The organism is Knoellia sp. B-D-2 (genome assembly GCF_057714695.1).
In genome coordinates this window covers 1,729,682-1,742,204 of sequence record NZ_CM173189.1, presented here as the reverse complement: position 1 = coordinate 1,742,204, position 12,523 = coordinate 1,729,682, and the positions used below count along the sequence as shown (strand labels likewise).

At 73.0% G+C, this 12,523-nt stretch carries 17 protein-coding genes; 7 read left to right on the top strand and 10 right to left on the bottom strand.

The features are described from left to right. Window positions 1-39: 39 nt before the first annotated feature. The 3 genes from AC3EU2_RS08330 to AC3EU2_RS08320 are packed head-to-tail and all read left to right on the top strand — an operon-like array spanning window position 40 to window position 1,842. Complete coding sequence (locus AC3EU2_RS08330) at window positions 40-963, top strand: TIGR02587 family membrane protein (RefSeq protein ID WP_488179237.1); 924 nt, start codon at window positions 40-42, stop codon at window positions 961-963. Beyond that, window positions 960-1,343: a hypothetical protein gene (locus tag AC3EU2_RS08325; protein WP_488179236.1), complete on the top strand. Its 384-nt coding sequence runs from the start codon at window positions 960-962 to the stop codon at window positions 1,341-1,343. Before AC3EU2_RS08330 ends, AC3EU2_RS08325 begins: the two co-directional genes overlap by 4 nt. Before the next feature lie 16 nt (window positions 1,344-1,359). Next, window positions 1,360-1,842 carry an SRPBCC family protein gene (locus AC3EU2_RS08320; protein WP_488179235.1) on the top strand — a complete coding sequence of 161 codons (483 nt, stop codon included), beginning with the start codon at window positions 1,360-1,362 and terminating at the stop codon, window positions 1,840-1,842. Here AC3EU2_RS08320 and AC3EU2_RS08315 read toward each other — a convergent pair. The 3 genes from AC3EU2_RS08315 to AC3EU2_RS08305 are packed head-to-tail and all read right to left on the bottom strand — an operon-like array spanning window position 1,817 to window position 3,000. Continuing rightward, window positions 1,817-2,227, bottom strand: coding sequence for a PPOX class F420-dependent oxidoreductase (locus AC3EU2_RS08315; RefSeq protein WP_488179234.1), 411 nt, complete (start codon window positions 2,225-2,227; stop codon window positions 1,817-1,819). The two genes, AC3EU2_RS08320 and AC3EU2_RS08315, sit on opposite strands and share 26 nt — an antisense overlap. A gap of 13 nt (window positions 2,228-2,240) precedes the next feature. Continuing rightward, a complete protein-coding gene (locus tag AC3EU2_RS08310) occupies window positions 2,241-2,603 on the bottom strand; it encodes a UBP-type zinc finger domain-containing protein (protein WP_488179233.1) in 363 nt (120 codons plus the stop codon). Between the two features lie 7 nt (window positions 2,604-2,610). Continuing rightward, complete coding sequence (locus AC3EU2_RS08305; protein WP_488179232.1) at window positions 2,611-3,000, bottom strand: DUF1304 domain-containing protein; 390 nt, start codon at window positions 2,998-3,000, stop codon at window positions 2,611-2,613. 81 nt (window positions 3,001-3,081) lie between these two features. Here AC3EU2_RS08305 and AC3EU2_RS08300 point away from each other — a divergent pair, with 81 nt between their 5' ends. Beyond that, window positions 3,082-3,834, top strand: a complete 753-nt coding sequence (locus tag AC3EU2_RS08300; protein ID WP_488179231.1) for a histidine phosphatase family protein — start codon at window positions 3,082-3,084, stop codon at window positions 3,832-3,834. After that, window positions 3,827-4,741, top strand: a complete 915-nt coding sequence (locus tag AC3EU2_RS08295) for an NAD(P)H-hydrate dehydratase (protein WP_488179230.1) — start codon at window positions 3,827-3,829, stop codon at window positions 4,739-4,741. The genes AC3EU2_RS08300 and AC3EU2_RS08295 overlap by 8 nt, the downstream gene beginning before the upstream one ends. 27 nt (window positions 4,742-4,768) lie before the next feature. On the opposite strand, the gene AC3EU2_RS08290 is transcribed toward AC3EU2_RS08295, so the two are convergent. From AC3EU2_RS08290 to AC3EU2_RS08280, 3 genes are read right to left on the bottom strand one after another with little or no spacing between them, the layout of a single operon-like run. Next, a complete protein-coding gene (locus AC3EU2_RS08290; protein ID WP_488179460.1) occupies window positions 4,769-6,355 on the bottom strand; it encodes a helix-turn-helix transcriptional regulator in 1,587 nt (528 codons plus the stop codon). After that, window positions 6,268-7,533, bottom strand: coding sequence for a flavin-containing monooxygenase (locus AC3EU2_RS08285; protein WP_488179229.1), 1,266 nt, complete (start codon window positions 7,531-7,533; stop codon window positions 6,268-6,270). The genes AC3EU2_RS08290 and AC3EU2_RS08285 overlap by 88 nt, the downstream gene beginning before the upstream one ends. After that, window positions 7,506-7,805, bottom strand: a complete 300-nt coding sequence (locus AC3EU2_RS08280; RefSeq protein WP_488179228.1) for a hypothetical protein — start codon at window positions 7,803-7,805, stop codon at window positions 7,506-7,508. Before AC3EU2_RS08280 ends, AC3EU2_RS08285 begins: the two co-directional genes overlap by 28 nt. A gap of 130 nt (window positions 7,806-7,935) precedes the next feature. Here AC3EU2_RS08280 and AC3EU2_RS08275 point away from each other — a divergent pair, with 130 nt between their 5' ends. Next, the gene (locus AC3EU2_RS08275) at window positions 7,936-8,892 is read left to right on the top strand and encodes an SDR family NAD(P)-dependent oxidoreductase (RefSeq protein WP_488179227.1); all 957 of its coding nucleotides are present in this window, start codon (window positions 7,936-7,938) and stop codon (window positions 8,890-8,892) included. Between the two features lie 2 nt (window positions 8,893-8,894). Beyond that, the gene (locus tag AC3EU2_RS08270; protein ID WP_488179226.1) at window positions 8,895-9,374 is read left to right on the top strand and encodes an SRPBCC family protein; all 480 of its coding nucleotides are present in this window, start codon (window positions 8,895-8,897) and stop codon (window positions 9,372-9,374) included. Between the two features lie 42 nt (window positions 9,375-9,416). Here AC3EU2_RS08270 and AC3EU2_RS08265 read toward each other — a convergent pair whose 3' ends face one another. From AC3EU2_RS08265 to AC3EU2_RS08250, 4 genes are read right to left on the bottom strand one after another with little or no spacing between them, the layout of a single operon-like run. Further along, window positions 9,417-11,012, bottom strand: coding sequence for a phytoene desaturase family protein (locus AC3EU2_RS08265; protein ID WP_488179225.1), 1,596 nt, complete (start codon window positions 11,010-11,012; stop codon window positions 9,417-9,419). A gap of 46 nt (window positions 11,013-11,058) precedes the next feature. Next, a complete protein-coding gene (locus AC3EU2_RS08260; RefSeq protein ID WP_488179224.1) occupies window positions 11,059-11,547 on the bottom strand; it encodes a pyridoxamine 5'-phosphate oxidase family protein in 489 nt (162 codons plus the stop codon). Further along, entirely contained in the window at window positions 11,540-12,007 is a 468-nt protein-coding gene (locus AC3EU2_RS08255; protein ID WP_488179223.1) for a PPOX class F420-dependent oxidoreductase, read from the bottom strand. The genes AC3EU2_RS08260 and AC3EU2_RS08255 overlap by 8 nt, the downstream gene beginning before the upstream one ends. Beyond that, window positions 12,004-12,450 carry an SRPBCC family protein gene (locus AC3EU2_RS08250; RefSeq protein ID WP_488179222.1) on the bottom strand — a complete coding sequence of 149 codons (447 nt, stop codon included), beginning with the start codon at window positions 12,448-12,450 and terminating at the stop codon, window positions 12,004-12,006. Before AC3EU2_RS08250 ends, AC3EU2_RS08255 begins: the two co-directional genes overlap by 4 nt. Between the last annotated feature and the right edge of the window lie 73 nt (window positions 12,451-12,523).

The following is a 12,523-nucleotide window of genomic DNA, read 5'->3' as shown; positions in this document are numbered from 1 at the left end:
CGCGGCCCGCGCCGGGGTCGGGGTCGCTATGGTCCGGGGATGACGCGACGGGTGGTGGCGACGGCGGGCGCCACGGGCCCGCGGGCCGTCCGCCACCCGTGGAAGGCGGAGGCCGTCGACCTCGTCCGGGCGGTCTCGGGGGGCCTGTTGTTCGGGGTTCCGCTGCTCTTCACGATGGAGGTGTGGTGGGCAGGCACGGTGACGCCGTCGTGGGCGCTGCTCCCGCTGCTCGTGCTGCTGTCCGTCCCGGTCCTGTTGATGAACAAGACCGAGGGGTTCCGGGCCACACGCGACGTGCGGTGGCGTGACGCCGCGGCCGACACGGTCGAGGCGGTCGCCGTCTCTCTCGTCGTCTGCGCGGCGGTCCTCGTGCTCCTGCGGGAGCTGACCCCGGACACTCCCCTCGGGTCCGGCCTCGGGAAGGTGCTGTACGAGGCGGTGCCCTTCTGCCTCGGGGTGGGCGTGGCCAGGCACCTCCTCGGGGGAGGCTCCGGGAGCGAGGGTCACGGGGACCGGTCGTCAGGGGGGTCACCGGGCCGGGACCGTGGCCGGGGGGCCGACGGGCGCACGGTGTCCGCGACGGTCGCCGACCTCGGAGCCACCGTCGTCGGGGCCGTCGCCATCTCCCTGAGCATCGCGCCCACCGACGAGGTGTCCGTGATCGCGAGCGCCATGACCCCGGTGTGGCTCCTCGCCCTCATGGCCGCGTCGCTGCTCGTGTCCTACGCCATCGTGTTCGTGGCCGACTTCTCCCGGCAGGACCGCCGGCACGAGCAGGAGGGCCTGTTCCAGCACCCGATGACCGAGACGGTCGTGTGCTACCTCGTCGCCCTGCTCACGGCCTTCGTCCTGCTCTGGGTCTTCCAGCGCGGCCTGACGCCGTGGCCGGACCTGCTCGCCCGCACCGTCGTGCTCGGCCTTCCGGCCGCCATCGGCGGCGCCGCGGGGAGACTGACGATATGAGCCGCACGCGTGAGCGCACGACCGCCGAGTGGGTCACCTTCGTCGGCTCGTGCCTCGTCCTCGCGGTCGTCGTCGCCCTCGTGGTCAGCATGCTCGTCGGGTCGCGTGACCCCGCGGCCCCACGCGCCGTCGCCACGGGTGAGGTGCGCACCGTGGACGGCGCGAACCACGTGACGGTGACGGTGACCAACTCCGGCGACGAGACCGCCACCGACGTCCGGGTGGTCATGGAGTTCACGGTCGGGGCGGAGACGCGCGAGGCCGACCAGGTCGTCGACTTCCTCGCGGGTGGCGAGACCCGAGAGCTCGTCTTCGTCGTCGACCCGGCATCCCCCACGGGCTCGCGCACGGTGGCCGTCACCGGATGGACAGTGCCCTGAGTGGATGATGGGCGCCATGGCAACCTTCTCCGCGACCAAGATCTCCGAGGCCACCGTCGAGCATCCGCGCGACCTGGTGTGGGACGTCCTCACCGACCCCGAGGCGGTCGCCCGGCTGACGCCGATGGTGGCGTCGATCACGGCGACGGATGACCGGTGGCGCTGGCAGCTCACCCGGATTCCGGTGCTGGGGAAGTCGTTCGAGCTCGCCTTCACCGAGACGATGACCTACGACCCGCGGACGCGGATCACGTTCCGGCACACCCCGGTCGGCAGCGAGCGCGCGGGGACCGACGGACGCTACGACCTCGCCGACGCCGCCGACGGCGCGTCCACCGACCTGCGGATCGAGCTCAAGGTCACCGTGGACCTGCCGTTCCCGGGGCTGGCCCGCCCGGCGATCCAGACCACGATGCAGGGGGTGCTCGCGGCGATGGGGGCCGGCTTCGCGCGCTCGATCGAGCGGGAGCTCGTCAGCCGAGCGGCACGACGTCCCTGAGGACGATCGCGGCGCGTTTCTTGCGACCGGGCAGCCGGTCGAGGACCGGCTCCACCGTGGTGAGCGCGCGGTACCACCAGCCGTACTTCGCGCCGATCGCCCGCTTCACGCGGGCGATCGCGGCCTTGTCGCGGTGCACCGTCGCCGTGGCGGCGAAGCGCGGGGCGCCGTCGGCGACGGTGCCCCTCACGTCGCACGGTCGGAGCTCGACGCGGGAGGTGTGGGCCAGGCGCTTGGTCTTGCCGGTCTCGTCCACCGTGACGACGAGGAGGTCGCCGCCCTCGGGGGCGATCCACACGGGGCTCGGCACGGGCTTTCCGTTGCGCCGGAACGTCGTCAGCTCGACGTACTGCTGCTGCGCCAGGAAGGCCGTCGGGTCGCTCACGGGGTCCGCCCTCTCACGTGTGGAGGTGTTCGCGCCAGTCGTCGGGGACGCGCCCCTCGGGTCCGGGCACGGGCTGGTCCGCGGGGTGGAAGCGCGGCTGGGCCAGGGTCGGGCCCCGCCCCAGCTCCTCCGTGGTGTAGTTCCAGAACCACACCTCGTCGGGCTCGTAGCTCGCGACGATCGGGTGGCCGGTCTCGCGGTAGTGCGCCGTCGCGTGCTGACCCGGCGAGCTGTCACAGCAACCCACGGTGCCGCACGTGGTGCACCGGCGCAGGTGGACCCACCAGCCCTGTTCCGCAGTGCACGTGGCACAGCCGGCACCCGAGGGCGGGACGGTGGGGTCGAGGTGCGCGGACCGCGGGAAGTTGACAGGCACGGCGCCGCTACCCCCCGGCCCGGGCGACGAGGAGGACCACGACGGCCAGCGCGGGAGGGACCCCCTGGATGAGGGCGGCCCGCATCTTGGAGCGGTCGCTCGTCGCGAGGACCAGGGCGGCGGCGAGCATCGAGCCGCACCCGGCGAACACCAGGGCAGCCCCGACGTCCTCGGAGCCGGTCGCGGACACGATGATCCCGACGACCGTGACGACGGCGAGGAAGAGGTTGTAGAAGCCCTGGTTGTAGGCCATCGGCCTCGTCACCCGGGCGGTCTCCGGCGTCGTCCCGAAGACGGCGCGCGTGCGCGGGTCGGTCCAGGCCAGCGACTCCAGCCGGAAGATGTAGACGTGGACCAGCGCGGCGATGCCGGCGAGCACGTACGCGAGCGTGAGCATGGCCCGAGCCTAGTGAACCGGGGGTGCGGTGCGGGGAGGCCTTCCCGCCATGGCGGGGTCCCGGACCTCTAGCCTCGGTTCATGCCGGCCACCAGCATCATCCTCGTCCGCCACGGCCAGTCCGAGGGCAACGTCGCCGCCGAGTCCGCCGAGCGCGAGCAGCTCGAGCGCATCGCCGTTCCGGCGCGGGACCCCGACATCACCCTGTCCGAGCTGGGACGCGAGCAGGCCGGCGCCGTCGGACGGTGGCTCGGCGACCTGCCGGAGGACGAACGGCCGCAGATCGCCTGGACCAGCCCGTACCGCCGGGCCCGGGAGACGGCCGAGATCGCCCTCGACGTCATGGGTGACCGTCTGACCTTCCGGGTGGACGAGCGGCTGCGCGACCGCGACATGGGGATCACCGACATGCTCACCGGGGCGGGGATCCGGGCCGCGCACCCGGAGGAGGCCGAGCGACGCGAGTGGCTCGGGAAGTTCTACTACCGGCCCCCGGGCGGCGAGTCGTGGGCGGACGTGGCCCAGCGGGTGCGGGGCGTCCTCACCGACATCGCGAACACGGAGCGTCACGACCGGGTGCTCGTCACCGCCCACGACGTCGTCATCCTGCTGTTCACGTACGTCGCCGAGGGACTCGACGAGGAGGCGGTGCTCGAGCGGGCGCGCACCCATGGTCTGAAGAACGCCGCGATCTGCCGCCTGCACCGCGACGAGGAGTCACCCACCGGCTGGGTCCTCTCCGACTACAACATCGACACCCACCTCCGTGACCTCGGCATCGAGGTCACGGCGCAGCCGGGCGCCTCGGACGAGGTCGGTGCGGGCCGTGGGTGAGGTCCCGGAGGGAGTGCGGGGTGGGACCCGTCGGGCTCCCCGCCTCGTCACGCCGCACGTCCTCGACCAGTGGCCGCTGCCGGAGCCGAGCGGCTCCAAGTACAGCCGCGGGCAGGCCCTGGTCGTGGGTGGCGCTCGCTCGACCCCGGGTGGTGTCCTCCTCGCGGGCCAGTCGGCACTGCGGATGGGCTCCGGGCGCCTCAGCGTCGCGGTGGCCGAGAGCGTCGCCCAGCACGTGGCCGTCGCCCTGCCCGAGTGCGGGGCGACCGGGCTCGCCGAGGACGGACGCGGGTCGGTGACCGGGGTCGGCGCCGGCGCAGCGCTGGCCAAGGAGCTGTCCCGGGCGGACGGGCTGCTGCTCGGCCCCGGCCTTGACGACGCGGACGGCACCGCCCGGCTGCTCACCGAGGTCGTGCAGGAGCTTCCGGCGGACACGCCGGTCGTCCTCGACGCCTACGGCGTCACCGTGCTGCCCCACGTGGAAGCGGACACGAGTCGCGCACTTCGCGACCGGCTCGTCGTCACCCCCAACACGGGGGAGCTCGCGTTCCTCCTCGGCGAGGAGGAGGTCGACGACGAGGACGTCGTCGCCGGAGCCCTCGAGGTGTCGCGCCGGTTCGGCGCGGTCGTCGGCTGCGACACCTGGGTGGTGGCCGACCGGCGAATCTGGAGGATCACGACCGGCGACACGGGACTGGGCACCTCCGGAAGCGGCGACGTGGTCGCCGGAGCGACGCTGGGCCTGCTCAGCCGGGGGGCCACGCCGCTGCAGGCACTCGTCTGGGCCAAGTACGTCCACGCGGCGGCGGGTGACGACCTCGTCATGACGCACGGGCGGGTCGGCTACCTCGCGAGCGAGCTCGCGGGCCACCTGCCGCGGGTGCTCCGGTCCCTGCGGGGGAACTGACCGAGCTCCTGCGGTGCGCGCGGGCGGTCACGTCAGGTCGTGCTCGAAGGCATACGCGGTCGCCGCCGTCCGCGACGTCACCCCCGTCTTCGTGAAGATGTTGCTCAGGTGGCGCGCGACGGTCTTCTGGCTGAGGAACAGCGCTTCGGCGATCTGCGGGTTGCTCCGCCCGGTCGCCACGAGTCGCAGGACCTCGACCTCGCGAGCGGTCAGCCCGTCGGGGAGGCCGCCGCCGAGCAGCCTGGCGACCTCCTGACGGTCGGTGTGCGCCCCCAGCTCGGCGAACGTCCTCACGGCGACGCGGAGGTCGGACTCGGCCGAGGCCTCGTCCCCGAGAGCGCGAAGCGCCAGCCCGATCCGGGCACGAGCCTGCGCGGCGTCGTAGCGGCAGCCGAGGTCGATCCACACCCTCCAGGAGCGACGGAGGTGGGCGAGGGCGCGGGCCGGGTCGTCACTGGCGAGCGCGACGAGGCCGGCGGCGTACGACGCCCTGGCGGTGACCGCGTCACACGCGAAGGTGCCGGCGATGTCGAGGAACTCGTCCGCGAGCACCCGAGCGGCGTCGACCTCGCCACCGGCGATGAGGATCTGCACCGCCGCAGCGAGCCGCCGTGAGCGCGTCACCGGGTCGTGGGCCTCGTCGAGCATCCGGTGCGTCGACGCGACGGCGGGAGCGATCCTGCCGCGCGTCAGGAGGAGGAGCGACCGGCCCGGTTGGGGGTCGTGCCCGTGCGAGGCGGCGACGTCGTAGGCGGCCTCGGCACCATCGAGGTCGCCGATGATGCGCAGCACCTCTCCCCGTTCGTACGTCGCCAGGCCCTGGGCCGGGTCCATGCCGTCGGCCCGGTACCGCTCGACCGCGAGGGCGAGCTCGTCCAGGGCCTCGGCGAACGAGCCGTGGGCCGACAGGATCTGACCTCGGTGCACGGCGCACTGACCCGTGTACGGGACCAGGCCGGACTGGTCGTCGCACCAGCGGGTCAGCGCGGCCGTCCACTCGCTCATGCGTGGGTAGTCGCCGATCTCCTGGCAGCCCTCGATCATGACGCAGTAGACCAGGCCGGCCATGATCGGCGAGACCTCACCCGCGGTCAGCGCGACCATCGCCTCGTCGAGGAGCAGGAGCCCCTCGGCGACCTGTCCCGTGTAGAACAACAGTCGTCCGGTGCTCGCCCGCGCGAACGTCGCGAGGTCGACGTCTCGTCCCCTGCCGGCGATCTCGCCGATCCGCTGGCAGGCGCGCAGGGCGCCGTCGAGGTCGCCGTTCCCGAGGCAGCGGTACATCTCGTGGATGCCGAGGTAGCCCCGCTCGAGAGCCTCCTCAGGCTCACCCTCGAGCAGCCGGTGCGCGCGCGCCACCCACCCGGCACCCACGGACGGCTCGCCGCGGATGCTGAGGATGACACCGATCCAGTGGGCGTCGCGGGCTGCGCCGCTCCTGTCGCCGGCCGCCACGGAGAGCGTGAAGGACCGCTGGAGTGCTCGGACGGCTCCCTCGCGGTCACCGGTGAGGTATGCCGCGGAGCTCAGCTCGCGGAGGTCGTCCGCCGGGAGCTGTGCCGGGTCGACCCGCGCGTAGTGCTCGCACGCAGCCGTCCAGTCGCGGCGTGCGATGGCTGACCGCCCGAGGGTGAGTGCGTCGGCATCCATCGCTCCTCCGACCTCGACTGTACTCGCGCCCCACCTCGCCGGTCGGCGGCCGGCCGGTGCCTGACGAGGTGTCGCACGACCGTGTCGGCGTCGTGGCGAGCCCCGTTGATGAGCATCGAACGTGCGGAGGTCTGGAAGCCCAGTCCCATGAAGTAGAGGCCGGGTGCGTCGGCGACCACCCCTCCCAGCTCGCGGGGCCATCCGTGCTCGTCGAAGACGTCGAGGTCGACCCAGCCGAAGGCCTGTCTGAAGCCGGTGCACCAGATGACCGTCCGCACGTCGACAGGACCACGGTCGGCAAGGACGGGCCTGCCGTCCGCCACCCCGGTGACTCGGCCCCGGACCCAGTCGACGTGGCGCTCCGCGAGGTCCGCCGCCTGCACCCGCAGCCGCGGGCCGCCGCCGAACCGGAAGTGCTCCAACTGCCTGCGCCCCACGGGGTTCCGCCGGGTGAGGACGTGGCCGAACGCGAAGAGCATCATCGGCATGACGACCTTGAGCAGGGGGGAGGTGAACGACACGGGGATCTGCCCGGTGTCCCGGCCCGCCAATGTCGTCGGGTGGGTCTCGGCGACCTCGTACGCGATGTCGCAGCCCGAGTGGGAGGCGCCGACGACGAGGACCGGACCGGGCGGGAGGTCGCCCGGACGGCGGTACTCGCTCGAGTGGAGCTGGACGATCGACGGGTCGAGCTGCTCGGCGAAGGCGGGTACTGCCGGTGTGCGCCCGAAGGTCCCGGTCGCGATGACGACGTTCCGAGCGTGGATGTCTCCGTGCCCCGTCGTGACGACGTAGCCGCGGTCGGTGCCGTTCCCGTCCGGTGCGCTGGCGACCCGGGCGACGGGTGTGCCGAGCCGGACCGGCAGGGCGAGCTCGGCGGCATACGACTCCAGGTACGCGGCGAACTCGTCCTTGGTCGGGAACGACCACCGGGGTGCCGGGAAGCGCATCCCCGGCAGCGAGTCCACGGCAGCCGGCGTGAAGATCCGGAGGCTGTCCCACTGATGGCGCCAGCCGTCGCCGACTCGTTCCTCGGAGTCGAGGATGACGAACGCGCGACCGCGTCGCTGGAGGTGGTAGCCGGTGGCCAGACCGGCCTGGCCGGCGCCGATGATCACGGTGTCGATGTGTTCGGTTCGCATGGTGCCCTCCTGGGAGCGAAGCGCAGGCTCCAAAGGAGCATCAGCGCGGAGGAGACGACGTAGAAGGTGTGCAGCAGCCAGATCGGGCCCGGCGGGAGGCTGAAGACGTAGACCGTGTAGACGAGGTTCCCCACGTTGGCCAGGACGAGGTTGCTGCGGCTGTAGGACCTGAGGTCCTTGGTGCGGCGGGCCTTCCCCAGCATCGGCAGAGCGCTGGCGGCGAACACGATCGTTGCGACGGCGCCTGCGACGACGGGGAGGGAGGTGCCCATGCCGGCGACGCTAGGTTCCGGGCGCCGGGGACCGCGTCGGGCTGGCGACCCATTGCGGCGCGCGCGGGATGGGTCAGGTGACCCATGCGCTCCGGGGCACGTGCGCGGTTCCAGACCGCAGACTGGCCCCATGACCCGTACCGGCAGGACCGTCCTCGTCACCGGCGCCTCGAGCGGGATCGGGCGGGCGACCGCGCTGCAGCTCGCCGAGGAGGGGGCCAACCTCGTCCTCCTCGCCCGGTCGGGCCAAGCGCTCGACACCGTCCGGCGGGAGTGCGAGGCGCGCGGTGGGCACGCCCTCGTCACCGTGGCCGACGTGGGCGACCCCGCGTCGCTGGCGGCCGCCTTCGACGCGGGCCGGGAGCGGTTCGGTCCCCTCGACGGGGTCGTGCACTCGGCGGCGGCCCTCGCCTACGGTCGCTTCGAGGACGTGCCGGCCGAGGTGTTCGACGCCTCGATCCACACGACCCTCACCGGGACCGCCAACGTCGCCCGGGTCGCCCTGGAGTCGTTCTCGGAGACCGGGAGCGGCAGCCTCGTGGTCATCGGGTCGCTCCTCGGCAAGATCAGCACGCCGTGGATGAGCTCCTACGTCACGGCGAAGTGGGGCGTGCACGGCCTCGTGCGAACCCTGCAGATCGAGGCCCGCAGCACCCCCGGCATCGACATCAGCCTCGTCTGGCCGGGCGGGGTCGACACGCCCGTCTACCTCCAGGCCGGAACCTACCTCCAGCGTCACGGCCGGCCCCCGCCGCCGGTCGACCCCCCGGAGAAGGTCGCTCGCGCCGCGGTCCGCGCCCTGGGTCGCCCGCGCCGCGAGGTCTCGGTCGGCTTGACGAACCACGTCGCCGTCATCGGCTTCCGCATGGCCCCAGCGGTCTTCGACCGCATCGTCACCCCGCTCATGCGCGTCGGCGGGCTCTCGCGCGGCGAGGTCGCGAACTCGCCCGGCAACGTCCTGGCGCCCCTCCCTGAGGGTGAGGCGCTGCATGGGCGCTGGGGCAGACACTGGCTGCGTGGCGCCACACTCGGCGGCGTCACCGTTGGCGTGGCCGCACTCGGCCGCGCACACCGACAGAGGAGCTGAGCATGGAGCAGAACGACGGAGTCGTCACCGTGACCCGCGACGTCGACGCACCCGACCAGGCAGTGTGGGACGTGCTCGCCGACGGGTGGTCCTACGCGACCTGGGTCGTCGGCGCCTCCCGCGTCCGCGACGTCGACGACAGCTGGCCCGCGCCGGAGTCCCGGATCCACCACTCGTTCGGCGTCTGGCCCCTGCTCCTCAACGACACCACGCGCGTGGAGCACTCGGTCGAGCCCTCCGCGCTCGTGCTCACGGCACGCGGGTGGCCGGCCGGCGAGGCGCGGGTCTCGATCTCGATCACACCGCGCGGTGAGGGTGGCTGCACGGTGCGGATCGAGGAGGACGCCTCCAGCGGACCGGGGACGCTCATCCCGAGGCCGGCCCGTCAGCTCGCGATCGGGCCGCGCAACGTCGAGGCGCTCAAGCGTCTGGCCTTCCTCGCCGAGGGCCGTCACCGCAACGGCGAACGCCCCACGGGCTGACCACGCGCGTGGGCGGCGGCCCGGCGGGGCACCCCGGGGCCGTCAGTCGCGAGGCAGCAGCCGGTTCCACGCCGTCCTCGTCAGGGCGCGACGCGCCCCGCCGGTGAGGCGGCCGTTGGCACCGAGTGCCGCCCGCGCGGCGTTCCACCCGCAGGCGCCGTGCACGCCGCCCCCGGGGTGAGCCGACGCGCTCGCGAGGTAGAGCCCGGGCACCGGCGTCTCGGGTCGGCCGAGACCGGCGGTCGGTCGGAAGACGAGCTGCTGGTGCAACCCCGACGTCCCGGCGTTGATGGCGCCGTCGACGAGGTTGGCGTCCTCGCGCTCGAGGTCGGCGGGCGACTGCACGTGGCGGCCGACCTGCGTCCCGCGGAAGCCCGGGGCGACCCGTTCGATGGCGTCCTCGATGCGTCCGACGTGGGCCTCGAGGCGCTCGCCGCTCCACTCGCCACCGTGCGGGACGTGCGTGTAGGCCCACGCCGACTCCGTGCCGTCCGGCGACCGCGTCGGGTCCGACGTCGTCATCTGCCCGAAGAGGATGAACGGTCGCTCGGGCGTGCGACCCACCGACAGGTCAGCGGCGAAGTCGACGAAGCCGTCGGTGTCGACACCGAGGTGCACGGTCCCGGCGCCACGGGCACCCTCGTGGCGCCACGGCACCGGTTGGTCCAGGGCCCAGTTGACCTTGATCGTCGGGTTGTCCCACTGGAAGCGGTCGAGGTCGCGCAGGAGCCGGGGAGGGAGCGCCTGGCCGGCGAGGAGGTCGCGGTAGAGCCCCGGGGCCGGGACGTCGGCGAGGACACCGCGCCGCGCCGTCACGGTCCGGCCGTCGGCCAGGCGCACCCCGCTCGCGCGGCCCTGGTCGACGGTGACTGCCGTGACGGCCGTCCCCGTGACGAACCGCGCGCCCCTGCTTTCGGCTCGGCGGCGCAGCGCCTCCGCCAGCTCGCCCGCGCCGCCCTCGGGGACCGGGAAGCCCACGTCCTGGCCGAGCATGCACAGCAGCCACCCGAACATGCCGCTCCCCGCGGCGTCCGGCGGGACGTCGCTGTGCATCGCGTTGCCGGTGAGGAGCAGGCCGGCCCCGGGACCGGTGAACCGCTCCTGCGCGAGCCGGCGGACGGGGGTCACGGCCAGGCGGGCGAAGTCGAGGGTGTCGGCCGCACCGAGCCGGCGCAGCATGCGGGTCGCGGACACCACCGGCGGGAACGGGGTGAACAGGGCGTCGAGCAGCGGATCGCGGATGCGGTCCCAGCCGTGGACGAGGTCGAGCCAGGCGGCACCGTCGCCGGCACCCTGCTCCTCGAGCCCGGCCGCGGTCTCCTCGGCGTGGTCGCGCAGGACCGCAGCGCTGCCGTCGTCGAGGGCGTGCGCGAGCACGTGGGGCGCCCTGCGCCAGACCAGGCCGTGCTCCTCGAGGTGCAGGTCGCGGATGATCGGGCTGGCCGCCGCGAGCGGGTAGAAGGCGCTGAACAGGTCGCTGACCCAGCCGGGGGCCGTCACCTCCGCGCTGCGGACGGCGCCGCCCACCACGTCGTTGGCCTCGACGACCACGACGTCCCAGCCCGCGTCGACGAGCGCGTTGGCGGCGACGAGACCGTTCGGTCCCGCCCCGACCACCACCGCGTCCGCCGTGCCCATCGAGGTCATCGTCGGCCGTCCCGTCCTGTCCGTCGGTCGTCCGCGCTCAGAGCGTGACGACGCCGCTGCTGTCGTCGTCCTCGTCCTGCGCCTTGTCGTCGGTCACGAGACCCTTGACGAGCTGGACGAGCATCGCGGCCTTGCCCGGCGACTCCCAGTACTCGGCCGTGTCAGCCGTGACCCGGATGAGCCCGTTGTTGGGGGTCTGGGCGTCGCCCTTCATCCAGGCGGACACCGAGGGGTCCCACAACTCCTCGAGCTTGGCGTCGTCCTCGCTGATGACGGCGTCGCCCGCGAGCGAGACCCAGCCGGTGTCACTGGCGTACGCGACGTTGACGGCCGGGCGCTGGCGGATCGCCGCGACCTTGTCGGTGTCGAGCTCGGTGATGAACCACACGGTGCCCGGGTCCTCGAAGTCCTGGGTGCCCATGGGCGTGGAGACGAGGCGGCCGGCGTCGTCGACGTAGGTCAGGGTCGCGATCCGGGTCTCCTTCATGATCTCGGCGATGAGGTCCCGGGGGGTCGTGTCAGCCATGTCGTGCTTCCTCTCGTGCGGAACTGCGGGGCGTGGGGGTGATGAGGACGACGGTGTCGCGGTAGGTCAGGCCCTTGCGCCGGGTGGCGAGTCCCCCGACGACGGCGAAGAGCGCGCACTGCCAGCCGTACTTCGCGCGGATGGCGCCCTGCACCTCGTCGAAGTCCCGCCCGGACTGCATCATCTGCGCCGTGGCCTCGACCGGCTGCGTGCCCGACGTCGGCGTGCCGGTGCGGCTGCACGGCTGCACGGTGACCCGCGGCGTGTGCCGCAGCCGCTTGGTCTTGCCGGTCCCCATCGTCGTGTAGAAGCCGACGCGCGCCTCGTCGCTCAGGTGGGTGATCCACACCGGGGTCGGCACCCCCTCGCCGCCTCGTCGGAGCGTCGTGAGCAGCACGAAGTCCTCGGCGCCGAGCGTGGCGGCACTCGCAGCACTCGCAGCGCTGGTGTCGGTGGTCACCGGCCGACGCGGGTGAGGGCGGCGGTCATGTCACGGACGGTGTCGTCGGCGACCTTCTTGAAGACGAGCTGCATGAGCGGGTCGGCGAAGCGCGCCGCGCCCTTGAACGTGATCGTCGCCTCGTAGCGGATCCGGCTGCGGCCGCCGTCGAGGGAGGTCACGCCGATGTCGTCGGTGGAGTCGGCGGTGGCGTTGCTGCCCTGCAGGACGACGTGGTCCGGCTGCAGGGTCACGAGCTCGTACTGCAGCTGGGTCTCGCGACCGAGCACCTTGCTCGTGTTGGTCCACGACGCACCGGGGAGTGCGGGCGCCGAGGGGTCGCCGTTGCGCACGCAGGACACCGTCCCGGGGTCCCATTCGACGGCGTTGGCGAAGTCGGCCAGGTAGGCGACCGCGTCGTCCTGCGGGCAGGGGACGTCGAACTCTCGGACGATGTTGACCATCGGTGCTCCTCGGGGTTGGTCCTGCCACCGTAAGGCATTTTTCTGGGCCCTCACCTGCGGCGACGTCGCCCTC